General features: G+C 71.3%; 25 protein-coding genes. 9 read left to right on the top strand and 16 right to left on the bottom strand.

Annotation, left to right across the window (positions count from 1 at the left end; translation table 11 throughout):
• Window positions 1-61: 61 nt before the first annotated feature.
• Together CHC05_RS43415 and CHC05_RS11850 are read right to left on the bottom strand one after the other, a co-directional pair.
• Window positions 62-1,321, bottom strand: a complete 1,260-nt coding sequence (locus CHC05_RS43415) for a ThuA domain-containing protein (protein ID WP_089247862.1) — start codon at window positions 1,319-1,321, stop codon at window positions 62-64.
• 21 nt (window positions 1,322-1,342) lie between these two features.
• The gene (locus CHC05_RS11850) at window positions 1,343-4,486 is read right to left on the bottom strand and encodes a fascin domain-containing protein (protein WP_089247864.1); all 3,144 of its coding nucleotides are present in this window, start codon (window positions 4,484-4,486) and stop codon (window positions 1,343-1,345) included.
• Between the two features lie 234 nt (window positions 4,487-4,720).
• Here CHC05_RS11850 and CHC05_RS11855 point away from each other — a divergent pair, with 234 nt between their 5' ends.
• Window positions 4,721-6,037: an NAD(P)/FAD-dependent oxidoreductase gene (locus CHC05_RS11855; RefSeq protein ID WP_089247866.1), complete on the top strand. Its 1,317-nt coding sequence runs from the start codon at window positions 4,721-4,723 to the stop codon at window positions 6,035-6,037.
• Here CHC05_RS11855 and CHC05_RS11860 read toward each other — a convergent pair.
• Window positions 6,034-7,896, bottom strand: a complete 1,863-nt coding sequence (locus tag CHC05_RS11860; protein ID WP_089247868.1) for an AMP-binding protein — start codon at window positions 7,894-7,896, stop codon at window positions 6,034-6,036. The two genes, CHC05_RS11855 and CHC05_RS11860, sit on opposite strands and share 4 nt — an antisense overlap.
• Before the next feature lie 139 nt (window positions 7,897-8,035).
• Between CHC05_RS11860 and CHC05_RS11865 the strand changes: the two genes are divergently transcribed.
• The gene (locus CHC05_RS11865) at window positions 8,036-8,950 is read left to right on the top strand and encodes a sulfite exporter TauE/SafE family protein (RefSeq protein WP_089248591.1); all 915 of its coding nucleotides are present in this window, start codon (window positions 8,036-8,038) and stop codon (window positions 8,948-8,950) included.
• Window positions 8,951-9,109: 159 nt separating this feature from the next.
• Here the strand turns inward: CHC05_RS11865 and CHC05_RS11870 are convergent, their stop codons facing one another.
• Window positions 9,110-10,258 carry an FAD-dependent oxidoreductase gene (locus CHC05_RS11870; protein WP_089248593.1) on the bottom strand — a complete coding sequence of 383 codons (1,149 nt, stop codon included), beginning with the start codon at window positions 10,256-10,258 and terminating at the stop codon, window positions 9,110-9,112.
• A 105-nt stretch (window positions 10,259-10,363) separates the two neighbouring features.
• On the opposite strand from CHC05_RS11870, the gene CHC05_RS11875 reads away from it, so the two are divergent.
• Window positions 10,364-10,930, top strand: coding sequence for a TetR/AcrR family transcriptional regulator (locus CHC05_RS11875; protein WP_089247870.1), 567 nt, complete (start codon window positions 10,364-10,366; stop codon window positions 10,928-10,930).
• Here CHC05_RS11875 and CHC05_RS11880 read toward each other — a convergent pair.
• The 4 genes from CHC05_RS11880 to CHC05_RS11895 form a co-directional block, all read right to left on the bottom strand.
• Window positions 10,927-12,117, bottom strand: coding sequence for an endonuclease/exonuclease/phosphatase family protein (locus tag CHC05_RS11880; protein ID WP_089247872.1), 1,191 nt, complete (start codon window positions 12,115-12,117; stop codon window positions 10,927-10,929). The two genes, CHC05_RS11875 and CHC05_RS11880, sit on opposite strands and share 4 nt — an antisense overlap.
• A 68-nt stretch (window positions 12,118-12,185) precedes the next feature.
• On the bottom strand, window positions 12,186-12,698 hold the full coding sequence (locus tag CHC05_RS11885; protein ID WP_089247874.1) for a DinB family protein: 513 nt from the start codon (window positions 12,696-12,698) through the stop codon (window positions 12,186-12,188).
• Window positions 12,699-12,714: 16 nt separating this feature from the next.
• A complete protein-coding gene (locus CHC05_RS11890; RefSeq protein ID WP_089247876.1) occupies window positions 12,715-13,449 on the bottom strand; it encodes an isocitrate lyase/PEP mutase family protein in 735 nt (244 codons plus the stop codon).
• Window positions 13,446-13,895 carry a carboxymuconolactone decarboxylase family protein gene (locus tag CHC05_RS11895; RefSeq protein WP_089247878.1) on the bottom strand — a complete coding sequence of 150 codons (450 nt, stop codon included), beginning with the start codon at window positions 13,893-13,895 and terminating at the stop codon, window positions 13,446-13,448. The genes CHC05_RS11890 and CHC05_RS11895 overlap by 4 nt, the downstream gene beginning before the upstream one ends.
• Window positions 13,896-13,942: 47 nt before the next feature.
• Between CHC05_RS11895 and pdxR the strand changes: the two genes are divergently transcribed.
• Complete coding sequence (pdxR, locus tag CHC05_RS11900; protein WP_089247880.1) at window positions 13,943-15,295, top strand: MocR-like pyridoxine biosynthesis transcription factor PdxR; 1,353 nt, start codon at window positions 13,943-13,945, stop codon at window positions 15,293-15,295.
• Here the strand turns inward: pdxR and CHC05_RS11905 are convergent.
• Window positions 15,244-16,047: an SMP-30/gluconolactonase/LRE family protein gene (locus tag CHC05_RS11905; protein ID WP_089247882.1), complete on the bottom strand. Its 804-nt coding sequence runs from the start codon at window positions 16,045-16,047 to the stop codon at window positions 15,244-15,246. The genes pdxR and CHC05_RS11905 overlap by 52 nt on opposite strands.
• Window positions 16,048-16,125: 78 nt before the next feature.
• Here CHC05_RS11905 and CHC05_RS11910 point away from each other — a divergent pair, with 78 nt between their 5' ends.
• Window positions 16,126-16,662, top strand: coding sequence for an NUDIX domain-containing protein (locus tag CHC05_RS11910; protein WP_089247883.1), 537 nt, complete (start codon window positions 16,126-16,128; stop codon window positions 16,660-16,662).
• Here CHC05_RS11910 and CHC05_RS11915 read toward each other — a convergent pair.
• Window positions 16,584-17,111, bottom strand: coding sequence for a GNAT family N-acetyltransferase (locus CHC05_RS11915; protein ID WP_089247885.1), 528 nt, complete (start codon window positions 17,109-17,111; stop codon window positions 16,584-16,586). The two genes, CHC05_RS11910 and CHC05_RS11915, sit on opposite strands and share 79 nt — an antisense overlap.
• On the bottom strand, window positions 17,108-17,617 hold the full coding sequence (locus CHC05_RS11920) for a winged helix-turn-helix domain-containing protein (protein ID WP_218824518.1): 510 nt from the start codon (window positions 17,615-17,617) through the stop codon (window positions 17,108-17,110). Before CHC05_RS11920 ends, CHC05_RS11915 begins: the two co-directional genes overlap by 4 nt.
• A 62-nt stretch (window positions 17,618-17,679) precedes the next feature.
• Between CHC05_RS11920 and def the strand changes: the two genes are divergently transcribed.
• Complete coding sequence (gene def / locus CHC05_RS11925; protein WP_089248595.1) at window positions 17,680-18,195, top strand: peptide deformylase; 516 nt, start codon at window positions 17,680-17,682, stop codon at window positions 18,193-18,195.
• 63 nt (window positions 18,196-18,258) lie between these two features.
• Here def and CHC05_RS11930 read toward each other — a convergent pair whose 3' ends face one another.
• Window positions 18,259-19,029 carry a 2-phosphosulfolactate phosphatase gene (locus CHC05_RS11930; RefSeq protein WP_089247889.1) on the bottom strand — a complete coding sequence of 257 codons (771 nt, stop codon included), beginning with the start codon at window positions 19,027-19,029 and terminating at the stop codon, window positions 18,259-18,261.
• 46 nt (window positions 19,030-19,075) lie between these two features.
• On the opposite strand from CHC05_RS11930, the gene CHC05_RS11935 reads away from it, so the two are divergent.
• Window positions 19,076-19,606 carry a GNAT family N-acetyltransferase gene (locus CHC05_RS11935; protein WP_089247891.1) on the top strand — a complete coding sequence of 177 codons (531 nt, stop codon included), beginning with the start codon at window positions 19,076-19,078 and terminating at the stop codon, window positions 19,604-19,606.
• 36 nt (window positions 19,607-19,642) lie between these two features.
• Window positions 19,643-20,194 carry a dihydrofolate reductase family protein gene (locus CHC05_RS11940; protein ID WP_089247893.1) on the top strand — a complete coding sequence of 184 codons (552 nt, stop codon included), beginning with the start codon at window positions 19,643-19,645 and terminating at the stop codon, window positions 20,192-20,194.
• Window positions 20,195-20,198: 4 nt separating this feature from the next.
• Here CHC05_RS11940 and CHC05_RS11945 read toward each other — a convergent pair whose 3' ends face one another.
• The gene (locus CHC05_RS11945) at window positions 20,199-21,167 is read right to left on the bottom strand and encodes a ketopantoate reductase family protein (protein WP_089247895.1); all 969 of its coding nucleotides are present in this window, start codon (window positions 21,165-21,167) and stop codon (window positions 20,199-20,201) included.
• Window positions 21,168-21,215: 48 nt separating this feature from the next.
• On the opposite strand from CHC05_RS11945, the gene CHC05_RS11950 reads away from it, so the two are divergent.
• Complete coding sequence (locus CHC05_RS11950; protein WP_089247897.1) at window positions 21,216-21,566, top strand: DoxX family protein; 351 nt, start codon at window positions 21,216-21,218, stop codon at window positions 21,564-21,566.
• Here the strand turns inward: CHC05_RS11950 and CHC05_RS11955 are convergent.
• The 3 genes from CHC05_RS11955 to CHC05_RS11965 are packed head-to-tail and all read right to left on the bottom strand — an operon-like array spanning window position 21,557 to window position 25,340.
• On the bottom strand, window positions 21,557-22,750 hold the full coding sequence (locus CHC05_RS11955; RefSeq protein ID WP_245870786.1) for a metallophosphoesterase: 1,194 nt from the start codon (window positions 22,748-22,750) through the stop codon (window positions 21,557-21,559). The genes CHC05_RS11950 and CHC05_RS11955 overlap by 10 nt on opposite strands.
• Window positions 22,751-22,795: 45 nt before the next feature.
• Complete coding sequence (locus tag CHC05_RS11960) at window positions 22,796-23,647, bottom strand: Rieske (2Fe-2S) protein (protein ID WP_089247899.1); 852 nt, start codon at window positions 23,645-23,647, stop codon at window positions 22,796-22,798.
• A complete protein-coding gene (locus CHC05_RS11965; RefSeq protein WP_245870787.1) occupies window positions 23,592-25,340 on the bottom strand; it encodes an ABC transporter ATP-binding protein in 1,749 nt (582 codons plus the stop codon). The genes CHC05_RS11960 and CHC05_RS11965 overlap by 56 nt, the downstream gene beginning before the upstream one ends.
• Window positions 25,341-25,464 lie beyond the last annotated feature (124 nt).

Raw genomic sequence — 25,464 nt, forward strand, 5'->3', positions numbered from 1 at the left:
CGCGGACCGCGGCCCGCACTGCCGCGGGCGGCGGTGCGGGACCGTGGGTCCGTGGAGTGGGCTAGCTGGTCGTGAGGGTGAACTTCTCCCAGGGGCCGATGGCGGTGCGGTTGGCGATCAGGGCCGCCGCGCCGGCGTTCTCGGCCACCACGTAGCGGCCGTTCGCCTGGGCGCGGAAGCTGACCGTGCCGTCGGAGTTGTTCACCCGCGCGAACGTCTCCCAGCCACCGACGGCGGCCCGGTTGGCGACCAGCGGGTTCGCGCCGGCGTTCTCCGCGCAGACGTACATGCCGTTGGCGCGCGACCGCAGCGCGACGTTGCCGCCGCCGAGGTCGACGACGTCGAACCGCTGCGCCGTGGTGGACGCGGCGGACGCGTTGGCGATCAGGTTGCCGGAGCCGGCGGTGACGAACAGGTTGTTCGCCTGCGCCCGCACCGCCGTGCCGCTCACCGGCGGCGTCGTGGGCGGCGTGCAGGTCGCGGTGACCGCGCCACCGGCCCACTGGATCGCGCCGAGCAGCATCCGGGTGAAGTTCGACTCCGTGTACGACGCCTCGGTGTGCCCGAGCCCGGTGTAGAACGCGCGGCCACCGCCGTAGTTCTGGCACCAGGTGATGGGGTGGTCGCCCATCGACCCACCGCTGTAGGTGGCCTCGTCGAGCCGCACGAGCACGCGTACGTTGGCCCGCGGGTTGGTCCGGTAGTTGTACCACTCGTCCGAGCGGGTCCAGTTGGCCGGCAGGTGCGCCGACGCCGGGTTCGTGGTGTCCTCGACCCGCAGGGTCGCCGTCTGGATCGCCGGGTGCGACTGGAAGTAGGCGCCGACCAGGCCGCCGTACCACGCCCAGTCGTACTCGGTGTCGGCGGCGGCGTGCACGCCCACATAGCCCTTGCCACTGGCGATGTACGACTGGAACGCGGTCTGCTGGGTCGCGTTCAGCACGTCACCGGTCGTGGAGAGGAAGACCACCGCCTGGTACTGGGCCAGGTTGGCGGTGGTGAACTGGGCGGCGTCCTCGGTGGCCGTCACCGTGAAGCCGTTCTGCGACCCGAGCAACTGGATCGCCGCGATGCCGTTGGGTATCGACGAGTGCCGGAAACCGGCCGTCTTGGAGAACACGAGAACCTTTGTCACGGGAGCCGCCGAGGCGGGTGCCGCGTACAACGCGGCGACCAGCACCACGGCGAGCCCGGCAAGGGCCGCCACCAATCGTCTCAACACTCTGCTCCTCCGCTCTGACGGAATGGGGGTAGGAGCCGGGCCGCCGATGCTCGGCTGGAACGGTTGGTAGGGACGGGTGATGGGGCCAGGGTGTGCCATTCCCCTGGCCCCGCTGTGGGTTCAGCCCGCGACGAGCGTGAACTTCTCCCACGGTCCGATGGCGTCACGGTTGGCGATGAGGCTGGCCGCACCGCCGTTCTCCGCGACGACGTACTTGTTGTTGACGGTGGCCCGGAAGCTGACCGTCCCGTCGGAGTTGTTGACCCGGGCGAACGTCTCCCAGGACCCCGCCGACGCCCGGTTCGCGACCAGCGGGTTGGCGCCGGCGTTCTCCGCGCAGGCGAACATGTTGTTGGCCCGCGAACGCAATCCCACGTTGCCGCCGCCGAGGTCGACGACGTCGAACCGCTCGTTCCCGCCGATCGCCGTCGCGCTGGCGATCAGCGGCGTGGTGCCCGCGGCCGTTACGTAGAGGTTGTTGGCGCCGGCCCGCAGCGCGGTGCCGCCCGTCGGGTTGCTGCCCCCGCCGGTGAGGATCCGCAACGCGTCGATCATGCCCACCGAGGTCGTCTTGTTGACGATCCGGATCGTGTGCTGGCCGTTGGTCAGCCCGGTCCGGCTCCACACCACCTGTTGGACCTGCCGCGCGCCACTCACGTTGAGGTTGACGTTGGCCTGGAACGTGCCGTCGAGGTAGACGTCGACGTTGCCCATGTCGCTGAACCGCTCGGACAGGTACTCCACGCCCGTACCGGTGAACGTGTAGGACGCTTCCGCGTTGACGGTGTTGCTGTGGTGGGTGTCGTCGTTGTAGTCGCCGTACCCCCGGGCCGTGGTCAGGTGCCAGTTGGCGCCGTAGGTCAGGTCGGTGTTGTTGACCAGCCCGCCCTGCCCGGCCGGGCCGAGGCCCAGCGTCGACGCCGTCCCGGACAGCGACTTCGCGCCGTTGTTGACCGTGCCCGTCAGCGTCGTCGCGGAGTAGGACGTGAGCGGCTTGGCCACCCGCTCCACCACGTAGCTCGTGTTCGCCGCGGTCGCCCACGTCACCTCGGCCGCCGAGACCGTGGTGATGATGGCGTTGTCACTGGTGCGGCGGACCCGGATCTGCTCGGTCCCCCAGGGGTTGACCACCCGCGCCGGCTTGCCGTGCAGGCTGCGGACGCCGACGTACTTGGTCTCCGACGCCTCGCGCTCCGAGCTGACCAGGAAGCCGTCCTTGGCCAGCAGCGTGAACTTGCCGACGAACGCGGAGCCGGACGGGATCGCGGGGAACACCCGGATCTTGTCGTTGTACGACTGCATCAGCGACTCGTTCATCGCCGCGAGGTGGATGCCGATGTACTCGTACACCCCGTTGGTGTTGCTGGTCATGCCGTTGGGGTAGTTCTGGTACTTCTGGAGCATCGTCTTCATGCCGGCCTGCGCCTGCGGGCCGAGGCCGAGCCGGGCCGCGTGCACGTGGTCGTTGGCCCAGACGTTGCCATACGGGAACGGCCGCACGTTCCAGGTGTTGACCGACGTCTGCTGGTCGGGGAAGCCGATGCCGCTCTGGTCGTATGGCCAGACGAGCTCCAACGCCACGTTCTCGCCGTTGCGGATCTGGGCGCTCGGCGGGTCGTGCGGCAGATAGGCCCCGTTCGAGATCTGGTACGGCGCCAGGTTGTTGACGACGTCCTGCCAGCCGGCCCGCAGTCCACTGTCGAGCCCGAGCTGCGTGGACACCTGGATCGTCAACGGGAACAGCAGCCGGATGGCGGCCAGGTCGGTGAGCGCGTTCTTCACGTCCCAGTACGTCTCGTGCGCGTTGGAGCTCGCCATGTAGTACTGGGCGCCATTGCGGGACAACCGGTTCTGGTAGAACCGCGCCGCGTCACGCATGAACGGGTAGACGACGTTCTGCAGGTACGCCGTGTCGTTCGTATACCTGTAATAGAGGTACATGTTGTAGGCGGCCTCGGTGCCCGTCGAGTACGTGTCGTTGACGAAGTCGCTGTTGATGGTGCCGCGGGCGTTGCCGTCCCAGCCCATCGTCTCGGGCACCCACAGCGAGTCGGTGCCGTACCGCGTCTGCGTGTAGCTCTTTATCGCCGCGTAGTTGCGGGAGTAGAGGTTGTTGAACGTCCGCATCAGCTCGGTGTGGTTCGAGCTGTAGAACGAGTTGTAGACGTCCCGTTGGTTCCAGTACCAGTAGCCGTTGGACCACTTCGAGTTGTCCTGCGTGGCCCGGAAGTTGCCGTTGATGAAGTGCAGCGGGTAGTTGCCGTAGCCGCCGGCCGCGATCATGTAGGTGAACAGGTAGTAGGCGTTCTCCAGGTAGTCGTTGTCGGCGCTGCCGCCGTACTGCACGAACGACTTGGCCCAGAAGGCGTGCCACCAGTTCTTGTACGCGGTCAGCGTGCTGGCGTACCCGGTCGCCTTGACGGCGGCGAGCTGGTTCTTGGCCTGCTGCACCGAGTTCTGGCCGGGCGAGTTGACCCGGCTGGCCGCGGTGAACCAGATCGTGTAGCTCGACGTCGGCGTGATGTTCAGCCGCACCCGGGTGCCGTTGACGGCCTGCGAGGTGTAGGCGGCGCCCTCGACGGTCGCCGCGAACGTGTAGCCGAAGTTGTTGGGGTCGGCCTGGCCGCGGGACAGGCCCACGCCGGTCGAGTCCGCGAACGTGCTCACGGTGCGCCAGGTGGTCAGGTTCGGCACGTCGGCGATGTTCTGGACGGTGTTCATGTCCCAGAGCGACAGGTCCAGGCCGATGCTCGTGACGCCGGGCCGCGAGTCCTCGACGTGGATGCCCATCACCTCGGAGTTGGGCGAGCCGAGCACCGTCACCGTGCGGTTGCTGTCGTACTTGGTGGTGAGCGTGCCGTCGTAGAGCGACAGCCGCTGCTGGAACGTGCTGTAGCCGGTGTCCATCTGCGGCGAGGTGAACAGGTTGAGGTTGCCGGCCGCGTACGTCGACTGCTGAGCCAGGTCCACACCGGACACCTGCGCGGTCAGCCCGTTCTGGTTCCACATCATCGCGCCGGTCCGGCCGTTGCCGACGGTCAGGCCGTGCAGTGGGTTGGTGTTGGGCCGGTTGTAGACGACGTCGTGCTTCGACAGGTAGCTCGCGTAGTCGACGTTGAGCGCTCCGGTGCCGGCGTTGTAGGCGGCGTCGGTGGGTGCAGCGAGGGCTGGACCCGGCCCGGTGATGACGAGGCCACCGGTCAGCACGAGGAGGAGCGCGCTGGCGCGCAGCATTGGTCGCCAGATCGGCGAACGCACCTTCATCCGACACGATCCCTTCTAGATCGTTTCGGGCGGTGCCCATCCGCCGAAATGGGCATCGACCTTCATCTGTGACAAGGATTTAACATTGGATGTCTTCGGCCGTCAATCCCCGAGCATCGATGTCTTTCCCGAGCGTTCTCCGCACCGAGGTCACGAGACATCGGAGGTATGAGCACCGGGCGGATTTAGGCACATAGCGTGCCGGACCTCCCAAGGGCCACTAACGTGGGTGGCATGGCTCGTCCCAGGGTGGTCATCGTCGGCGGCGGCTTCGCCGGGTATCACGCAGCGCACAAGCTGGTCCGGCTCGCCCGGGGCCGGGCGGACATCACGCTGATCAACCCGACGGACTACCTGCTCTACGTGCCGTTGTTACCCGAGGTCGCGGTCGGGGTGCTGGAGCCTCGGCAGATCGCGGTCTCGCTGACCCACAAGCTGCCCGGGGTCCGGCTCGTGCTCGGCGAGGCGAACGCGCTCGACCTGAAGGAAAACCGGGTGCACTACACCAACCCGGAGGGCGGCGAGGGGCACGTCAAGTACGACCGGCTGGTGATAGCGCTGGGCAGCGTCAACAAGCTGCTGCCGATCCCCGGCGTCGCCGACCACGCCCACGGCTTCCGGGGCGTGCCCGAGGCGCTGTTCCTGCACGACCACATGGTCCGCCAGCTCGAGATGGCCCTGACCGAGGCCGACCCCGGTGAGTGCACGGCCCGCTGCACCTTCGTGGTGGTCGGCGCCGGCTACACCGGCACCGAGGTGGCCGCCCACGGCGTGCAGTTCACCGACATGCTGGCCAAGCAGAAGAAGACCCCGATCAAGCCGCAGTGGATCCTGCTCGACCTCGCCAAGCGGGTGCTGCCGGAGCTCGACGAGCGGATGTCGAAGGACGCGCACCGGGTGCTCGAGGAGCGCGGCGTCGAGGTGCTGCTGGGCACCTCGGTGCAGGAGGCGCTGTTCGACGGCGTACGCCTGACCGACGGCCGTTACATCCCGACCCGTTCGCTGATCTGGTGCGTCGGTGTGCGCCCCGACCCGGTGGTCGAGGATCTGGGCCTGCCCACCGACAAGGGCCGCATCGTGGTCGACGAGTTCCTCAACGTGCCCGGCCACCCGCGGGTCTACGCGATCGGCGACGCGGCCGCGGTGCCGGACCCGCAGCACCCGGGTCGGGCCACCCCGATGACCGCCCAGCACGCGGTCCGGCACGGCAAGCAGGTCGCGGCCAACATCGCCGCGGAGTACGGGACCGGGAAGCGCAAGCCGTACCGGCACCGCGACCTGGGCTTCGTGGTCGACCTCGGCGGGCTCGCCGCGACCGCCAACCCGCTGGGCATCCACGTCTCGGGCCTGCCGGGCATGGTGGTGACGCGGGGCTACCACCTGCTGTCGCTGCCCGGCAACCGGGTCCGGGTGGTCGGCGACTGGCTCCTGCACGCGCTGGGGCCCCGCCAGGCGGTGCAGCTCGGCCTGATCCGCGGCCCCGAGGTGCCGCTGAACAACGCGGCTCCGGAGCTGCCGGTCCGCCCGCCGACGCCGGCGCGCGCCCGCTAGGCCCGCAAGATCTCGCGTAGCGCGTCCAGCACCGCCGGGTCCTCGATCGTCGCCGGCACCGGCTCGTCGGCGCCGTCGGCCAGGCCGCGCATGGTCTTGCGGAGCACCTTGCCCGAGCGGGTCTTCGGCAGCGCGGCCACCACGTCGACCCGGCTCAGCGCGGCGATCCCGCCGATCCGCTCGCGCACCAGCGCCTTGAGCTCGGCGTCCAGGTCGTCGGCCGCCGCACCGGCTTTCAGCACCACCAGCGCCCGCGGCACCTGGCCCTTGAGCTGGTCGGCGACGCCGATCACGGCGCACTCCGCGACCGCCGCGTGCGCCGCCAGGACCTGCTCGATCGCGCCGGTGGACAGCCGGTGCCCGGCCACGTTGATGACGTCGTCGGTGCGGCCCATGACGAACAGGTAGCCGTCGTCGTCGACGTACCCGCCGTCGCCGGTCAGGTAGTGGCCCGGGTGGGTGGTCAGGTAGGAGGCCACGTAGCGCTCGTCGTCCTGCCAGAGCGTCGGCAGCGTGCCGGGCGGCAGCGGGAGCTTGATCACGATCTGCCCCTCGCGCGCCGGCCGGCCGTCGTCGTCGACCACCCGCACGTCGTACCCGGGCATCGGCACCGTGGCCGAGCCGGGCCGCGGCTCGAGGGGTTCGAGGCCCATCGGGTTGGCGGCGACCGGCCAGCCCGTCTCGGTCTGCCACCAGTGGTCGACCACGGGGATGCCGAGCCGTTCCCGGGCCCACGCGTACGTGTCCGGGTCGAGCCGCTCCCCCGCCAGGAAGAGGTAGCGCAGCTCGCTCAGGTCGTAGCCGTCGAGCAGCGCGCCCGCCGGGTCGGCGCGGCGGATCGCCCGGAACGCGGTCGGCGCGGTGAACATCGTCTTGACCCGGTGCTCGGCGGCCACCCGCCAGAACGCGCCGGCGTCCGGGGTGCCGACCGGCTTGCCCTCGTAGAGCACCGAGGTGCAGCCGGCGAGCAGCGGCCCGTACACGATGTAGGAATGCCCGACGACCCATCCGATGTCTGAGGCGGTCCACATCGTCTCGCCCTGATGGGTGTCGTAGACGTGCCGCATGCTCCACCGCAGGGCCACCGCGTGGCCCCCGTTGTCGCGCACCACGCCCTTGGGCCGGGCGGTGGTGCCCGAGGTGTAGAGGATGTAGAGCGGGTCGGTGGCGGCCACCGGCACGCAGTCGACCGGCTCCGCCTCGCTGAGCGCGGCGTGCCAGTCGACGTCGCGGCCGGGCCGCGCGGTGGCCCGCGCCTGGGGACGCTGGAGCAGCACCACGCTGGCCGGGGTGTGGGTGGCCAGGCCGAGCGCCTGCTCGACGATCGGCAGGTATTCGATGACCCGCTTGACCTCGATGCCGCACGATGCCGTCACGAGGACCTTGGGCCGGGCGTGGTCGATCCGCGCGGCGAGCTCGCGCGGTGCGAAGCCGCCGAACACCACGGAATGCACCGCGCCGAGCCGGGCGCAGGCCAGCATGGCGACCACGGCCTCGGGGACCATCGGCAGGTAGATCACCACGCGGTCGCCGCGGTCGACACCGAGATGCCGGAGTACGCCGGCGAAGCGCGCGACCTGGTCCTGCAGCTCGCGGTAGGTCAGCGTGCGCCGGGTGTCGGTGACCGGGCTGTCGTACTCGATGGCGGCCTGGTCCCCACGCCCCGCCCGGACATGCCGGTCGACCGCGTTGAAGCAGGTGTTCAGCACGCCGTCGGGGAACCAGCGGTAGAACGGCGCCGCGCTGTCGTCGAGCACGGTGGCCGGCCGGCGGTACCACTCGAGGTCGTGGGCGGCGGCCTTCCAGAAGGCGCTCGGGTCGGTGAGGCTCGTCCGGTACGCGTCGGCGTAGGCACCCATCTAGCCATCATCCGGCCTGCACCGGGTTTGTGGATCCCTGTTACGGCTGGGAAATTCCTGTCTCGTGGGACGCGCCTTGCCCGTTTCTCGATGGGACACATATTCTCTATCGACAAACTAGGGAAAGGTGGTGGCGGCGGTGCGCAAGCTGGTCCTCCTGGCACTGGTCGGGCTCGGCGCCCAGCTCGTCGACGGCAGCCTGGGCATGGCCTACGGCGTCACGTCGACGACCCTCCTGCTCGCGATCGGCACAAACCCGGCCGCCGCGTCGGCCACCGTGCACCTGGCCGAGATCGGCACCACGCTGGTCTCGGGTGCTTCCCACTGGCGGTTCGGCAACGTCGACTGGAAGGTCGTCGCCAAGATCGGCATCCCGGGCGCGGTCGGCGCCTTCGCCGGCGCGACGTTCCTGTCGAACCTGTCGACCGAGACCGCCGCCCCCGTCATGTCGCTGATCCTGCTCGCGCTGGGTCTTTACATCCTGACCCGGTTCACCGTCTCCGGCCTGCCCAAGGGCAACCTCGGCAAGCCGCTGCGCAAGCGGTTCCTCACCCCGCTCGGCCTCGTCGCGGGCTTCGTCGACTCGACCGGCGGCGGTGGCTGGGGCCCGGTCGGCACGCCGGCGATCCTGGCCAGCGGCCGGCTCGAGCCGCGCAAGACGATCGGCTCGATCGACACCAGCGAGTTCCTGGTCGCGATCGCCGCCAGCATCGGCTTCATCGTCGGCATCGGCTCGGAGCAGATCAACTTCGCCTGGGTCGGCGCCCTGCTGGCCGGCGGCGTGATCGCCGCGCCGATCGCCGCCTGGCTGGTCCGGCACGTGCCGCCACGGGTGCTCGGCTCCGCGGTCGGTGGCGTGATCATCCTGACCAACGTGCGGACGCTGCTGCGCAGCGACTGGATCGACGCCTCGGACGGCGTCCGCTACACCGTCTACGCGGTCATCTGGGCGGCCTGGGCGGCCGCCGTGGCCTATTCGGTGCGCGCTCACCTGGCCGCCAACCGCGAGCTCGCCGCCACCGAGGAGCCGGCCGCCGAGCCGGCCCGGGTCTGAACCGTCGCGCCAGGCCCGCGCGGACGCCTTCACGGCGACCCGCGCGGGCCTGAACCCTTGCCGCCACCCGCGCAGATCCCCCACCTTCACCGCGATCCCCGCCCGGCCTGAATCCCGCTGCCGTCGCCCACGCGGGCTCGGTGGCGTTGTGCCGGGTGGTTAGCGATAGACCAGGCCGGACAGGCGCCATGCCAGCTTGCGGCGGAAGACCGGCAGCGCCGACAGTCCCGCCAGGATCGTGTTGCGGACCGGGCGCGCCGGCGCCGGGGCCGTCGCCAGTCGGGTCAGGCGGTTGGCGAACGTGACCACCTCCTGCGCGATCGGTCGGCGGGCCGCGGCGTAGTCGTCCAGCATCGACTCCGGCTCGCCGGACAGCACCGCCGCCAGCGTCTCGCCGAGGGCGATCGCGTCGTGCAGGCCGAGGTTCATCCCCTGCCCGCCGGCCGGGCTGTGCACGTGACCGGCGTCGCCGGCCAGGAGCACGGGGCCGGCCCGGAACCGGTCGGCGACCCGGTGGTGCACCCGGAACCGCGAACCCCAGACGACGTCCCGCACCACGGAGCGCCGCCGGGCCGGGCCACGCGCGTCGAGCAGTGCCTGGATGTAGGCCACGTCCGGAACCTCCGGCGCGTCGTCGACGGCGGCGACGATCCGCACCACGTCGCCGGGCAGCGGCGCCCAGACCACCATGCCCGTGCCGGAGAAGAAGAGCACCACCTCGTCGCGCGGCAGGTCGCTGTCGACCCGGATGTCGGCCAGCGTGAACGACTCGCCCGCCGTGCCCGCGTCGCCGAAGCCGATTCCGGCGTGCTTCCTTACCGCGCTGTGCATGCCGTCCGCTCCGACCACGTAGCGGGCCCGGCAGGTCGCGCCGTCCGCGAAGTCGACCTTCGCACCCTCGCCGTCGACGGTGAGACCGAGCACCTGGTGCGGCCGGAGGACCCGCCCGCCGAGCTGGGTGAGCCGGTCGAGCAGGACCGCTTCCGTGACGGCCTGCGAGACCATCAGCGCGTACGGGAATCGGGTGGGCAGGTCGTCGAAGCGCACCGGTACCAGGGTCCGGTCGCGGTCGCGGATCGTGAACCGCGGTGCGCGTACCCCCTGCCGAACGAGTGTTTCCGCCACCCCGATCCGATCGAGCTCCTCGAGGGTGTGCGCGTGGATCACCGCGGCCCGGGACGTGTTGGCACCCTCGGCCGCCTGGTCGACCACCGTGGCCGTGATCCCCCGCTGCGCGAGCGTGACCGCGGTGGCCAGACCCACCGGGCCCGCACCCACCACCAGCACGTCGGTTTCGTTCGGCAGCACGACAACCTCCTCCATCAATGCCAACAAGCGTTGGCCAACGCTTGTTGGCAACCGTACGCCAGCCCGGCGCATGCAGTCAACAACTGTTGGCCTACGCTTGTTGGCATGACCGAAAACGTGCGCCGCTCCGACGCCACCCGGGCGGCGATCCTGCGTGCGGCCCGGGAGCGGTTCGCCGCCGACGGCTACGAGCGCGCGACGATCCGGGCCATCGCGGCGGACGCCGCCATCGACCCGTCGATGGTGATGCGCTACTACGGCAACAAGGAGCGGCTCTTCGCGGCCGCGGCGGATTTCGACCTGCGGCTGCCGGACCTCACCGGGCTCCCCCGCCACGCGATCGGCGAGATCGTGGTCAAGCACTTCTTCGACCGGTGGGACGGCGACGAGACGCTCATCGCGCTGCTTCGGGCCGGCACCACCAACCCGGCCGCCGCCGAACGCATGCGCGAGATCTTCGCGAGACAGCTCGGTCCGGTGGTCGCCCGAGCAGCACGCGGTGCCAAGGGACCGACAGCGGAGCAACGCGCCGGCCTGGTCGCCAGTCAGATCCTGGGGCTGGCACTCACCAGGTACGTGCTCCGCTTCGCTCCGGTGGTGGCCCTACACCGCGACCAGCTCGTCGCGTGGGTCGCACCGACCATCCAGCGCTATCTGGTCGAGGATCTCTAGATGTCGAGGTCGACCCAGACCGCGCCGTGGTCGGAGGCGCCGTGCCGGCCCGTGGTGATCTCCGGGTAGACGGTCCAGAGCTTCGGCGGGTTCTGATTGCTGGGCGTGCCCCAGAGCCCCTTGCGGAACACCCCGCCGTCGGCGACCTTCCCGGCGAGCTCCGGCGACAGCAGGATGTAGTCGAGCCGGTTCTTCAACGAGCACGACTGGAAGCTGCCCGGCCGCTCGTGGTCGGGGTCCTTGTCGCCCCACAGTTGGCTGAACTTCGCATGCCCGTACACGTCGACCAGGGGTGAGTCGGGCCCGATCAGGGCCTCCAGCGTCGGGTGCCGGTCGCCGTCGGGGCCTTTGTTGAGGTCGCCGAGCACCGCGACGAAGTCGGCGCCCTCGGCCCGCAGGCTGTCGTAGATCGAGCGGACCTCGGTCGCCTGGCGCCGCCGCAGCGGATCCGGGTCGCCGCTGCTGAACGACTGGCTCTTGAGGTGGTTGAGCAGGAGGAACAGGTCCTCGCCACCGGGCAGGCGGAGCTGGTAGACCGGGCAGTCCCGGCTGAACAGGCGCTTGCCCTTGCGCTTCGGGTCGGGCACGTCGACGTTGCTGCGCACCCAACGCACCTTGACCTTGTCGGTGCAGAACAGCCCGACGTCGATGCCGCGCGGGTCGTTGCCGTCGACCAGCATGCAGTGCGCGAACCGGCCGCCGAGCAGCTCGTCGTTGAACCGGGCCAGCGCCGGGCGGTTCTCGGCCTCGACCACGCAGAGCAGGTCGGGCGCCAGCTCGTCGATCACCTTGGCGGTCATCCGGGTGGAGGTCTCGTCGACCGGCTCGACGGTCAGCTCGACCCAGCCCAGCCAGTCGCCCCGGCCGTTGGCGACGATCCGCGGCGGCGCGTTGGCGGGCGCGGCGAGGAAGTCGCCCCGGTTCTCCCGCAGCAGGGCCCACGCGTTGTCGAACTGGCTCGGGTTGAGGCGCAGGCCCCGCTCCGTCTCGATCAGCACGCGCAGGGTGGTCAGCGCCGTGATCATCTCGGCCTTGTCCTGGTCGGAGTAGACCGGGTTGGCCGCGATGCGGTTGAAGGTCTCGAACGCGGAGAGGGCCGGCTGGCCTTCCGCGCGCACTTCGGTGTCGAGCGCCTTGGCGCGCGCGAACAGGTTCTCGACGTTGAACGTCGCCAGCCGGATGGTCACGCACCGCACGGTACGACCGGTTTCCGCGCCGTGGTGTCAGCCGCGCGACGCTCGCCCTCCAAAGGGTCCTATTCGCCGACGGATCCGTCGATCAGCTCGCGCGCGACGTCCAGGTGGCCAGCGTGGCGGGCGTACTCCTGGAGGACGTGGGTCAGGATCCAGCCCAGCGACGGGCATTCCGCCTCGGTGGCGAACCGGCCCCCGACCGCTGCGCGTTCGTCGAGCCCGCAGCGGTCCGCGATCTCGCGGGTACGCGCGCCGGCGAGGTCCATCGCGGCCAGCAGCGCGTCGACCGTCTCCTCCGGACGGACCTGCCACTTGCCGTCGTCGTCCTGGTCGCCCCACGGGTGCGGCACTGGCTCGGCCGCGAAGCCCCAGCGGATCCAGCGCTCCTCCATGTAGACCAGGTGCTTGAGCAGTTGCAGCGGAGTCCACCCGGACGGCAGCCGGCTGCGGTCGACCTCCTCCGGCGCCAGGCCGACCACCTTGCGCCCGACGACCACCCGGTAGTAGTCGAGGAAGTCCAACAGCAGGATCTTCGGGTCGGCCAGGTCATGCCGGGGCTCGCGCACGTCGGTCACCCAGCCACGGTAACGCTCATTTCCGGTACGGCGAGGCTCCTGCCACGATCGCGGCGAGCATCCGGGCGTGCTCGGCGGCGAGGGCCTCGTGGATGCCGTCGCCGAAGCTGACCCGCGCCACGTTCAGGGCGGCCAGCTCGGCCAGGGCGGGGGTCTCGTTGGTGAACAGGATGTTTGTGCGGCCCACCTCGGCGAGCGCGGCGATGTCTTCCTTCGCGCTGGCGCCGATCGGATAGACACAGTCGGCGATCGTGCCGAAACGTCGCGCTCGCTCCAGTGCCACGGGCAGCGGGTCTTGGCGCACCCTGAGGTAGGCATCGACCCGGGCGTTGATCACCAGGTCGTCGCCCGCGGCCTGCCGCACCTCGGCCAGGAAGTCGGCGTGTCTGTCCACATCGATGAGTCGCTTGGTACGTGGGTCCGAGTCCTCCAGGTTGCAGCCCACCGCGCCGGTGGCCAGCAGGCGCTCGGCCAGCTCCGCCGGCGGCAGCCAGTACCCCCGTTCGATGTCCGCCGTGACCGGAACCCCGACCGCGCGGGCGATCCGGGCGACCGCGTCCAGCATCTCCTGGACCGGGGTGGCCTCGCCGTCGGCGTAGCCGAGGCTGAGCGCCACCGCCGCGCTGCTCGTCGCGACGGCGGGGAAGCCGGCCGCCTCGACCGCCCGTGCGGACGCGGCGTCCCAGGCGTTGGGCAGCACGACGGGGTCGCCCGGCCGGTGCAGCTTCTTGAGCGTGTCGGCCTTGTTCATGCGAGCGGCCAGGCGTGGGTCGTGACGGCCACCCGGTTCCAGGCGTTGATCACGGTGATCGACCAGACGAGCTCGGCCAGCTCGGTCTCATCGAACTCGGCCTGGGCCGCCGCGAAGACCGCGTCCGGCACCGGGCCGTCGGTCAGCCGGGTCATCGCCTCGGTCAGCGCGAGCGCGGCCCGTTCGCGCGGGGTGAAGAACGGCGTCTGCGACCAGACCGGCAGGGCGTAGAGCCGGCGCTCGGTCTCGCCGCCCGCGCGGGCGTCGGCGTTGTGCGTGTCGACGCAGTACGCGCAGCCGTTGAGCTGGGAGGCGCGGGCCCGGACCAATTCCAGCAGCGGCGCCTCCAGCGTGGTCTTGCGGGACGCGGCGTCGAAGGCGTTCATCGCCTTGTTCATGTGCGGCGCGAGCTTGTCGGCCGCGAGGCGGACCGTCGTCGTTGTCATACCGCAGACGCTAGGCCAGGATTGGACCCGCGCTAAGGTCCAATACCGTGGCGTTCGATTGGGCCGATTTCGGTGTCGACCTGCACCTCGACGTGCCCGCCGGAGGCCGGCGGGCCGGCCTGGAGCGTGCCCTCCGCGCGGCGATCCGGTCGGGCCGGCTCGCGCCCGGCAGCCGGCTGCCGGCGACCCGGACGCTGGCGCTCGAGCTCGGGGTCGCCCGCAACACGGTGGCGGCGGCCTATGACCAGCTCGTCGCCGAGGGCTACCTGACCGCGCGGACGGGGTCGGGCACCACCGTGGCCGCGCTGCCGTCGCCGTCGCCTGCTGCCCCTTTGCTCGCACCTCTTGAGCGGCCCCGGTTCGACCTGCGGCCCGGCAGCCCCGACGTGTCCTTCTTCCCGGCGGCGGCCTGGCTGCGGGCCGCGCGGCGTTCCCTGGCCGGAGCGCCGGCCGCGACCTGGGACTACGGCGACCCGCGCGGGCATCCCGTGCTGCGGGCCGCGCTGGCCGACTATCTGGGCCGGGTGCGGGGCGTACTCGCCCATCCCGACCGGATCGTCGTCACCTCGGGCTATGTGCAGGCGCTCGCACTGCTGGCCGGGCTGCACCGTTCTGTCGCGATGGAGGACCCGGGTCTGGCGTTCCATCGGGCGGTGGTGCGCCGGGCGGGCGCCCGGGTGGTGCCGTTGGCGGTCGACGGACTCGGCGCGTGCACCTCCGCCCTCGATTCCACTGTGGATGCCGTCGTGCTGACGCCCGCCAATCAGTTTCCGCTCGGGGCCGCGCTGGCTCCGGCCCGGCGGCGGGCGGTCGTGGACTGGGGTGGGCTGGTCATCGAGGACGACTACGACGGCGAGTTCCGCTACGACCGGCAGCCGGTCGGTGCGGTGCAGGGGATGGCGCCCGAGCAGGTGGCCTACGTGGGCACCGCGGCCAAGACCCTCGGGCCGGCCCTGCGGCTCGGCTGGGTGGTGCTCCCGGAGCGGCTCGTCGAGCCGGTGGTCGAGGCCAAGCGGCACACCGACTACCACACCGAGGTGATCGGCCAGCTCACCCTGGCCACGCTGCTGACCAGCCACGAGTACGACCGGCACGTCCGGGCGGCCCGCTCCCGCTACCGGTCCCGGCGCGACCTGCTGCTGGCCCGGTTGCGCGGCATGCCGGTGCGGGGCGTCGCGGCCGGACTCCACGCGCTGCTGCCGCTGCCCCCGGGCGTGCGGGAGGCGGACGTGCTGGCCGAGGCCACCCGGCGCGGACTGGCGCTGGGCGACCTCGGCAGCCACTGGCACGCGGCCGGCGACCATCCACAAGGGCTGATCATCGGGTACGGGACACCGAGTTCCAGCCGCTACCCGGCCGCGCTCGACGTACTCGCCCGGCTGTTGACCTCGGTGGCGTAGACGACGCCGTCTCCCGCGCCGTCCTCTCCCCATCGGTTGGCGGTGATGTAGAGGGTGTGGCCGTCCAGCGCGCATGAGAAGCAGCCGCGGTCGGCGTCCACGGTTTCGAGGATCGCGCCGCCTTCGGCGACCCGCACGCAGCGCTGGTTGGGCACGTCGGCGAACCAGACCGCGCCGTCGGCGTCGAGGCAGATGCCGTCGGGCGCAGAGCCTTCGACGGCGGCGAACTCGCGCCGGTTGGCCAGACCGCCGTCGGGCGCGATGTCGAAGGCGGTGAGCCTTCCCGCGTACGACTCGGCGACGATCAGGGTGTCGCCCTGCACCGCCATCCCGTTCGGGAACTGGAGCCCGCCGGCGACCTCGCGCGGCCTTTCGGCGCCCGGGGTGAGCACGCAGACCCGGCCGGGCCGGAACTCACCGCCCGGGAAGTCGAAACCGATGTCGTTGACGAACACGTTGCCGCGCCGGTCGACGGCTATCTCGTTCCACCGCCCTTCGCCGAGGACCGCGTGCTCGCTCTTCTGGCCCACCGTTAGCAGCAGCCCACGCTGCCCCGAGACGGCCAGCAGGCGGCCGTCGGGCAACCAGTCGATGCTGATCGGCATGTCGTCCACCTCGGCGACGACGGTGGTGGCGCCGTCGGGCTCGACCCGGACCACCTGGCCGGCGCCCCAGTCGCAGAACCACAACCGCCCGTCCCGCCACCGCGGCGACTCACCCATCGCGACACCGGACACCAGGGTACGAAGCATGATCCTCTCCTTCAGCTCTTTACCTGGTACGTAGCGGCTGTCACCGGATTCTCGACATGGCACGGGAGAATTCCGTGGATGACTTTCGACCTGACCGCACACATCGCGGGCCTGGGCCGCGTCCGGGCGGCGGCCGGTGTGCTGTTCCGCGACAGCGCGGGCGGAGTGCTGCTGGTCCGCCCGACCTACGAGAGCGGCTGGGAGGTGCCGGGCGGCTCGGTGGAGGCCGACGAGTCGCCGCTGGCCGCCGCGCGCCGGGAGGTGCGGGAAGAGCTCGGCGTCGACTTCCCGGTCGGTCGGCTGTTGGTGGTCGACTGGGTGGAGCCGTCCCCGCCGTGGGACGCGGGGCTGATGTTCGTCTTCTCCGGCGGGACCCTGGACGCCGCGGCGGTGGCCCGGATCGTGCTGCCGGCTGACGAGCTGTCGTCGTTCGCGTTCGTGCCTCTGGCCGCGCTGGACGACCACCTGCGGCCAAGGCTGGCCCGGCGGGTGCGCGCGGCCGCTCTTGGCGCGGACGGGATCTATCTGGAGAGTGGCTACCAGACGTCGCCGTCGCGCCAGTCACAGACCAGCGAAGCGGACAGGTCGAGCGGCATGACGCCGGGGAAGACGTAGACCGCACCCTGCTCGTCCGGGGTGTCCTTTGTGCCGTCGGGGGTGAGCGCGGCGAGCGGCCCCGCCCATGGCAGCCAGCCGCGGGAGCGATAGAACGGCTCACCGTCGTCGGTGGTGCCAAGCGCGCCCAGGTCGTACGCGTTGCGGATGACGGATTCGAGCGCCGCCATCACCTCGCCGCCGTAGCCGCGCCGCCGGTGGTCGGGATGCACACCGACGCCCTCGACGTAGCCAGCACGCAGCGCCCGCCCGCTGTGCACGAGCCGCCGCTGCACGACGCTCCCGTGCCCCACCAACTTTGCGCCCTCCCAAGCGAAGGCATGCATGCCCCCGAGCGAGTGCTCCCAGTCCTCAGCGCCGAAGTCCCCTTCGAACACCTCTCCGAGCAACCGATAGGCGGCACCCAGCGCTTTGGGACCGGCAGCACTCGTGTGCACAAGCTCGATCACTCGTCTGGCTCCGGGAGGAGTGGGAAGAGGCGGGCGACGACGCCTACCGGGCCGGTGCCGCGTTGGCGTTTGCGGGCTGTGTAGGGGGCCAGGACGGCGTTGATCTGGGCCGCGACGATGGCGAGCTCGTCGGGGGTCAGGTGCAGGACCTCGCTGAAGGCCTCGTCGCGGCGCCAGCGTTCCGGGGCTGTGTGGCGGCGCGCCAGCCAGCGGTGGTAGCCCTCGTCCTCCAGCTCCCGCGCCAACGATCCGAGCCCTTGGGTCACCTTCGGTGCCGCCGGCGGGGTGGTCAGGCGCCATGGGCGGGCCCGGCCGTGCGCGCCCGTCACCGGCTCGACATAGCCGTAGCGCTCCAGCTGTCGCAGGTGGAACGAACACGCCCCGGAACTCTCGCCCAGCCTGCGGGCGGCCTCGTTGGCAGTCACCGAGCCGGCGGTGGTCAGCAGGTCGATCAGCGCCACCCGCAGCGGGTGCCGCAACGCCATCTCGGTCTCTTGCCCGATCACGCATCGCATCGTACCCTGCTGTTTGCAAAGCTTTGCAAAGTCTTTTCGACGGGGTGGTCACGATGACGGTTCGGCAGGTGCGGCTCTTCGGCGACCCGGTGCTGACGATGGCGGCCGACCCGGTCACCGACTTCGACAAATCGTTGCGCACGCTGGTCCGGGACCTGAGCGAAACCCTGCGCGACCAACGCGGCTCCGGGCTCGCGGCGCCGCAGATCGGCGTGCCGCTGCGGGTCTTCGTGTTCGACGTCGAAGGCGTGCGGGGCCACCTGGTCAACCCGACCCTCGACTTCCCCTCCACCGAGGAGCAGACGGGCCCGGAGGGATGCCTGTCGATCCCGGGGCTCTACTACGACACCCGGCGGCGGCTACACGCGGTCGGGCGGGGTGTCGACCAGCACGGGCGCCCGGCGCAGGTGGTCGGCACCGACGAGTTGGCCCGCTGCCTCCAGCACGAGACCGACCACCTCGACGGCGTGCTGTTCCTGGACCGACTCGACCCGACCACCCGCCGCACCGCGATGCGCGACATCCGCGTAAAGCTCAGCCCACACCCGATCCGGGGCCTGCTGCGCTGAACCCGCCGCCCCGAAATACCCACACGGCGCCCGCGCGTGCTCTTCCAGGCCGGCTCGACCCGGTCACCCATCGGACCGCGAGCCCGCACCCGACCCAGGCTCCGCCGCGCTGAACGCGCCGTCGCGGAAGACCGGCACGGCGTCCGACGTGTTGGCCTCCACCGCGATAGCCACGTCCTCCGCGAAGCCGGTCGCGGCCAGCTCGCGGCCCGAGGCACTGTCCGTGATGGTGCGTTCGAGGTCCGCGCCCGCGTACGCCCGCAGTGCCGTCTCCGCCTCCGGCGAGAGCGTGGTCGCGCCCAGCGCGGCGATCACCGCGCCCGCGCCGAGCAGGTCCTCGACCGCCGGGCGCAGGCTGTCGTCGGGCCAGCGCTCCCCCGCGGCGATCACGGTCAGCGGGCGGTCGGGCATCGTGCCGATGCCCGCCTCCCGCAACCACCGGCCGACCGCCGCGGCGTTGCGCAGGCTGCCGGCGACGAGGCCGCAGTGGTCCTTGATCGCGGCGGCGATGGCCGAGCCGTTGGGTGAGGGCAGGACGAGCTCGGCGGTACGCGGTGCGCGGCGCAGCGCGGCCGGCGACAGCGACCAGGGGCGTTCGGGCGTCACCGCGCGGCGGCCGACCGCGACCGGCACGTCCTGAGTTTGTGCCGCGGCGTCGTCGTGCCAGGCCCGGGGACGCACCCGGGTGCCGGCGTCGACCAGCACCGACACCGAGGTGGTGAACGACAGCACGTCGACGACCACCGCGTACGCGCTCCCCGGCGCGAGCCGGCGCGCCCCTTCGAGACCCCAGTCGAACCGGACCCCGTACCCCCGTTGCAACCATGCCTCCATCCGAGCAGGGTCACACAGCCGCGTACCCGGGCGGCAGGATGGCCGAATGGTGGTGAGCGAGATCGCGATCCGGCTGCGGCCGGTGTCCGACGAGGAAGACCTCGACATGTTCCGCCGGTTCTGCCTCGAGCCGGGCCTGATCGGGCTCGACTGGCGGGGCTTCCTGGACGCGCAGGGTGTCGCGAAGCGCTACGCGGAGGACGGTTTCCTCGGCGAGCGCGACGGGCGGCTGATCGTCGAGGCCGCGGGCAAGCGGACGGGGTTCGTGAGCTTCACCGAGGGGCTCTACGCCGGGCGCGCGCCGTACTGGGAGATCGGCATCGCCCTCCTCCCCGACTTCCGGGGCCGCGGCATCGGCTGGCGGGCGCAGGCGATGCTCTGTGACTACCTGTTCGCCCACTCGCCGGTGCAGCGCATCCAGGCCGGCACGCACGAGGAGAACCTGCCGGAGCGGCACTCCCTGGTCAAGGCCGGTTTCCAGCTCGAGGGCGTGGTGCGGGCCTGCGAGTTCCGTGACGGCGCCTGGCGCAACGGCTACCTCTACAGCCGGTTGCGCTCTGATCGGTCGCCGCTCTGAGCCTTTCTTGTCGTACCCCTGTGGTCTCGTATCCGCATGGCTACCCGCTACTACACCGCGACGTCCATCGACGGCTACATCGCCGACGAGCGCAACTCGCTCGACTGGCTCTTCGAGGTCACCGACCGCGACGACCGCTTCGGCCCGTTCATCGCACGGGTCGGTGCCATGGCGATGGGTTCGACGACCTACGAGTGGATGCTCGACCACGAGAAGCTACTCGAGAACCCGTCGAAATGGCAGGAGTGGTACGGCGACCGTCCGGCCTGGGTCTTCACCCACCGTGACCTACCCACGGTCCCGGGCGTCAACCTCACCTTCGTCTCGGGCGACGTCCGCCCGGTCCACGCGGCGATGACAGCGGCCGCCGGCGACCGCGACATCTGGCTGGTCGGCGGCGGCGAGCTGGTCGGCGCCTTCGCCGACGCGAACCTCCTCGACGAAATCATCCTGGGCGTGACCCCGGTGACCCTGGGCGGCGGCGCACCACTCCTACCGCGCCGACTAACCTCGCGCCGCCTGACCCTGACGGCGGCGGAACAGGTGGGCCCGTTCGCCTACCTGACCTACAGCGTGTCAGGGGGTTAGGGGGTTAGGGCAGGAGCTTCAGGAACTGGGAGGGGGTGAGCGCGCCTGGGCGGGTGCCTTCGCGGGCCGCGCGGTTGACGAGTTGGCGGGCCAGTTCGTTGGCCGGCGTCGCGACGCCGTGCAGGCGGCCCAGCAGCACGATCTCGCCGTTGAGGTAGTCCGCCTCGACCGTGCCCGTGCCGCGGGCCAGGCTCTGCCAGCTCGACCCACCACCACGCGGGGTGCCCTCGACCGGCTGGATGGTCAGCAGGCCCTTGCGGCGGGCGGCGTCCTCCTCCGGGGTGGCTACGTCGATGCCGGCGACCCGCAGCACCTCGGTGGCCTCCGCGCGCAGCAGGGCGTCGAGCTCGTCGATGCCCTCCGCGTCCGGGCCGCAGAGGGCCTGGATCGCGTTGCCGAGGTTCATCAGGAGCTTGACGTACTTCCAGCGCATGATGTCGGCCCGCGGCTCCGACGCGAAGCCGACCGCCCGCAGGCCACTCGACAGCGCCAGCGCGGTGTCGTCCACGCCGCCCGGGACCCGGCCGAGGTCGAGGCCGCCGGGGGTCGGTGAGCTGTGGGCCACCACCACGCCCGGCGCGAGGTGGGTGGCCGGGAGGATGACCCACACGCCGTACACGTTGGGGAAGACCCGCAGGGCCGCGCGCTCGTTGGCCACGCCGTTCTGGAGGCACAGCACCGGTGTCTCCGGCGGCGCGACCGCGGCCAGCGGGCGCAGCACGTCCGGGGTGTCCATGCCCTTGACGGCAAGCACTGCCACGTCGCCGGGGCGCCACTCGTGCTCGGTGACCGCGCCGACCGCGGGCAGCCGCAGCGTCCGGCGGCCCTCCGGCGAGTGCAGCGCGAGCCCGTCGCTGCGGATGGCGTCGAGGTGCGCGCCGCGCGCCACCAGCACCACGTCCTGCCCGGCCGCCGCCAAGCGGCCACCGACCACTCCGCCGACAGCGCCCGCACCCACGATCACCCAACGCACACCGACGAACCTATGTCACATTTCGCCGGCCGCTCCCGTCCTGTGAGCATGACCATCATCGCCGACCCGGTCTGGCCGGTCGTGGTGCTCGCCGCGATCCAGTACGTCGACGCCGCCATGTGCGCCCGACCGGTGGACGCCGTCCGCCGCTGCCTCGACGACGTCCACGCGCCGCCGCTGGTCCGCCGCCTGCTCACCCCGATCAAGCTGGCCGCCGGCACCGGGCTGATCGCCGGCCTGGTCGTCCCGTACCTCGGCGTGCTGACCTGCGCCGCCCTGGTCGCGTACTTCGCGATCGCCATCGCCATGCACATCCGCGCCCGCGACCTCCGCCGCAACTTCCGCAACGCCGTCGGCCTCGGCCTCCTGTCGGGGCTGGTCAGCCTCTGCTACGTCTGAGGATCGCCGGCCCGCAACGTGATCAACGTGATCTCGCTCGGCGCGAAGACCCGGAACGGCGGGCCCCAGAAACCGGTGCCCCGGCTCGTGTAGAGCTGCGTCCGCTCGCCGTGGCGGCTCAGCCCGTGCAGCACCGGCTGGTCGGTGAGCACCAGGTAGTGGAACGGCCAGATCTGCCCGCCGTGCGTGTGGCCGGAGATCTGCAGGTCGATCCCGTGCTCGACCGCACCGTCGATCTGGCGGGGCTGGTGAGCCAACAGCAGCACGGGCAGGTCCGGGTCGGCTCCGGCGAGCGCGGCCGCGTGGTCGGTGCGGTGACCCGGCTTGCCGGAGAGCGCCGCGGTGCGGTCGTCGACGCCGGCCACCACCAGGCTCGAACCGTCGCGGGTGAGCACGATGTGCCGGTTGTGCAGGGCGTCCCAGCCGAGTTCGCGCATGTGGTCGAGCCACTCCTGCGCCTCGGAGAAATACTCGTGGTTGCCGGTCACATAAGCGCGGCCGTAGCGGGCCTTGACCTGACCGAGCGGCGCCGCCTGCTCCAGGCGCTGCGTGACCGTGCCGTCGGCGATGTCACCGGTATGGCAGACCAGGTCGGCGTCGAGCGCGTTGACCACGTCGACCACACCGGCCGACCAGCGCGCCCGGTTGATCGGACCGTAGTGCGTGTCCGTCAGCAGCACCACCCGCAGCCCGTCCAGCCCGGCCCCGAGGCGCGGAATGGTCACCGACACCTCGCGCACGCGGGAGACCCGCATCGCCTCGTAATGCCCCCAACCCAGCAGCACCAGCGCGGCGACCACCGCGGCGCCGGCCGTGACGCGCGACCGGAGCGGGTCGTCGACGCCGCCCGCCCACAGCGGCAGCCGCAGCAGCTGCGCCAGGATCGAGCACGTGAACAACACCCAGATGACGCCGAGCGTGGTGTCGCCGATCCGGGCGGCCCAGTCGCGATGCCGGCGGCCGTGGCCGAGCACCATCATCCGCCCGTACAGCAGGGCTCCGAAGAAGAACACCGCGCTGCCGAGGCCGCGTACCCAGGCCGGCCAGTCCTGGCCCGTGAAGACGAGCAACCCGCATGGCACCCCGAAGAGGATGAGCACCATCGTCGCGAGGGTCAGCACCGTCCGGCGCAGCCGGCGGGGTTGCTGGGCCGGCGGCTCCGGCACGATCTCAGCTTCGGTCACCGGCAAAGCATGTCACGATCAACCGTTTCCCTTGTGGACGTGCGGTTACGGCAGGTTTGCCTCGACCACGTCGTTGACCACGCGGGTACGCAGGACAGGCTGATCGGATCCGGCGGGGCCGTGCATGACCAGGCCGTCGGCGAGCCGGAACGTGCTGCCGTGCCACGGGCACTCGACGCAGGCGTCGCCGTCGACGTCGACCATGCGGCCCTCGCCGAGCGGGCCGGTCTCGTGGCCGCACCGCTCGAGCAGCACCGAGACCCGGTCGCCGTCGCGGTAGACGAGCACCGGCACCTCGCCGATGCTGCGGGAGACCGGCGTGCCGTGCGGCAGTGCGCTGATGTCGGCCACCGGGTGCCAGCCGTCGCTGATCCGGTGCAGCTGGGTGGCCGCCTGGTTGACCTGGGCGCCCTGCTTGTAGGCCAGGTGTCCGCCGAGGAACGCGCCCAGGTTGACGAGGCCGAACCCGGCGAAGCCGAGCAGCCGGCCACGGGCGTGGTCGCCGCGCAGGCGGAGCAGCAGCGACGCGGTGTAGAAGCCGACCGAAGCCGTGTTGACCAACAGGTGTACGAGGCCGACGCGGCGCTGCTCGGCGTCCAGCTCCGCCCAGTCGTTGGCGCCCGCGACAACGGTGACCGGAGCGCTGGCCACGGCGCCCCCGACCATCAGCGTCGCCGGGAACTCCTGGCCGCGCAGCACGTCGAGGATCGCGGCGCTGGTCATCGAGCCCAGGGTGAACGAGGCCAGTGCGGGATGCAGCGGGTGGCCGACCTGGACGCCGTGCAGAGCGTCGCGGAGCATACGCGGCTTCAGTGCCGCCTGCAGCGCCTTCTGAAGTGGATCACTGATCCGGTCGAGACCGGACGCCTGTTCGAGTCGGGTCAGCAGCTGCTTCATCTGCTGGGGTTTCCCCGGGTCCGGCACCCCAAACGCCGGCCGCCAGCCGGGCGTAGCGGCCGCCCAGGGTGATCAACTCGTCGTGCGTACCCCGCTCGACGATCCGGCCCCGGTCCAGCACCACGATCTGGTCGGCGTGCCGCACCGTGGACAGCCGGTGCGCGATGGCGATCGTGGTGCGCCCCCGGGACAGCTCGTCGAGCGCCGCCTGCACCGCCCGCTCCGTCTCGTTGTCCAGCGCGCTGGTCGCCTCGTCGAGCACCAGCACCGGCGGGTCGCGCAGGATCATCCGAGCGATCGCCAGCCGCTGCCGCTCGCCGCCCGAGAACCGGTGGCCGCGCGCGCCGACCACCGTGTCGTAGCCGTCCGGCAGGGACACCACCAGGTCGTGGATCCGGGCCGCGCGGCAGGCCGCCTCGACCTGCTCCTGGCTCGCGTCCGGCGCGCCGAACAGCAGGTTGGCCCGCACCGTGTCGTGGAACAGGTAGGTGTCCTGCGAGACCAGCCCGACCGCGCCGGACACCGCGTCGAGGCGCAGGTCGCGCAGGTCGACGCCGTCGATCCGGACCGCGCCGCGCCCAGGGTCGACCAGCCGGGCCACCAGGTAGCCGAGCGTGGTCTTGCCCGAACCGGTCTCGCCGACAAGGGCGGTCGTCGTGCCGGGCGGCACGTGCAGGTCGATGCCGTCGAGCGTCCACGGCTGGTCGTCCGCGTACCGGAAGCCGACGCCGTCGAACCGCACGTCGCCGGCCACCGCGGGCAGGGCGCGGGCCGTCGGCTTCTCGACGATGTCGACCGGTTCGTCGAGCACCTCGAAGATCCGCCCGAACAGCGCCATCGAGGTGGACACCTGCAGGCCCAGCCCCTGCAGCGCGCTGGCCGGCCCGACCAGCCGGTTGAGCATGCTGGTGAACGCGACCGCGGTGCCGATCGAGATGACCACCGCACCGTGGGCGAACGCGAGGCCGGCCACCCAGTAGACGACGGCGGGCACCATGGTCAGGCTCGCCCGGCGGGTCGAGAGCAGCCACTTGCCGCTCATCGCCGCGCGCATCTCGCTGTCGGCCAGCGCCTGGGACTCCGTCGTGAACCGCTGCGCCAGCGCCGCCCGCCGACCCATCGTGGTGGCGAGCAGCATCCCGGCCACCGACAGTCCTTCTTCGACGATCGCGGTCAGGTTGGCGAGCTGCCCTTGGCGGCGCCGCGCGATCCCCCGGCGCTGGGACCCGAGGCGGATCGCGGCCAACAGGAACAGCGGCACCACCGCGAGGCAGATCAGGGCGAGCTTCCAGCTCATCACCAGCGCGGCCACTCCGACCGCGGCGGCACTGGTCGCGTTCTGCACGGCGGAGGCGGCGGTGTTGGCGACCACGTTCTCCACGCCGCCGACGTCGTTGGCGATCCGGGACTGGAGCTCACCCGGGCGGGTACGCACGTAGTAGAGCAGTGACATCCGCTGCAGGTGCGTGAAGACCTGGACGCGAAGCTCGTGCATGACCCGCTGGCCGATCAGGTTGGCCAGCCAGGTGGTCACCACGCCAAGACCGGCACCGGCCAGAGCGGCGACAATCATGCCCCCGGCAAGGTACGAGATCAGCGCCGCGTTCTTGTCGGGCAGAGCGCGGTCGATGATCGCCCGAAGCAGAAACGGCGAGACGACGTTGACAGCACCGAGCAGACAGGCGGCTGCCACCAGCGCGACCACCCAGCGGCGGTGCCTGCGGAAGAGGGCGGTGACTCGCCGCAAAGGCGGCCGGATGTCCTTGTCGGCCGGCGCGCCACGACCGCTAGCGGGACGGCCACGGCCGGCGGTGCTC

The sequence above is a fragment of the Asanoa hainanensis genome, assembly GCF_900188485.1.
GTDB classification, from domain to species: Bacteria; Actinomycetota; Actinomycetes; order Mycobacteriales; family Micromonosporaceae; genus Asanoa; species Asanoa hainanensis.

Bases quoted from the DNA above. Each gene is read 5' to 3' on its own strand.
- CHC05_RS11890 (WP_089247876.1), bottom strand. From the start codon at position 13,449: ATGAACAAGGCCGACACGCTCAAGAAGCTGCACCGGCCGGGCGACCCC.
- CHC05_RS11930 (WP_089247889.1), bottom strand. From the start codon at position 19,029: ATGGAGGCATGGTTGCAACGGGGGTACGGGGTCCGGTTCGACTGGGGT.
- CHC05_RS11950 (WP_089247897.1), top strand. From the start codon at position 21,216: ATGACCATCATCGCCGACCCGGTCTGGCCGGTCGTGGTGCTCGCCGCG.
- CHC05_RS11910 (WP_089247883.1), top strand. From the start codon at position 16,126: ATGACTTTCGACCTGACCGCACACATCGCGGGCCTGGGCCGCGTCCGG.
- CHC05_RS11960 (WP_089247899.1), bottom strand. From the start codon at position 23,647: ATGAAGCAGCTGCTGACCCGACTCGAACAGGCGTCCGGTCTCGACCGG.
- CHC05_RS11895 (WP_089247878.1), bottom strand. From the start codon at position 13,895: ATGACAACGACGACGGTCCGCCTCGCGGCCGACAAGCTCGCGCCGCAC.
- CHC05_RS11940 (WP_089247893.1), top strand. From the start codon at position 19,643: ATGGCTACCCGCTACTACACCGCGACGTCCATCGACGGCTACATCGCC.
- CHC05_RS11875 (WP_089247870.1), top strand. From the start codon at position 10,364: ATGACCGAAAACGTGCGCCGCTCCGACGCCACCCGGGCGGCGATCCTG.
- CHC05_RS11860 (WP_089247868.1), bottom strand. From the start codon at position 7,896: ATGGGTGCCTACGCCGACGCGTACCGGACGAGCCTCACCGACCCGAGC.
- CHC05_RS11905 (WP_089247882.1), bottom strand. From the start codon at position 16,047: ATGCTTCGTACCCTGGTGTCCGGTGTCGCGATGGGTGAGTCGCCGCGG.
- CHC05_RS11850 (WP_089247864.1), bottom strand. From the start codon at position 4,486: ATGAAGGTGCGTTCGCCGATCTGGCGACCAATGCTGCGCGCCAGCGCG.
- CHC05_RS43415 (WP_089247862.1), bottom strand. From the start codon at position 1,321: ATGGCACACCCTGGCCCCATCACCCGTCCCTACCAACCGTTCCAGCCG.
- CHC05_RS11855 (WP_089247866.1), top strand. From the start codon at position 4,721: ATGGCTCGTCCCAGGGTGGTCATCGTCGGCGGCGGCTTCGCCGGGTAT.
- CHC05_RS11935 (WP_089247891.1), top strand. From the start codon at position 19,076: ATGGTGGTGAGCGAGATCGCGATCCGGCTGCGGCCGGTGTCCGACGAG.
- def (WP_089248595.1), top strand. From the start codon at position 17,680: ATGACGGTTCGGCAGGTGCGGCTCTTCGGCGACCCGGTGCTGACGATG.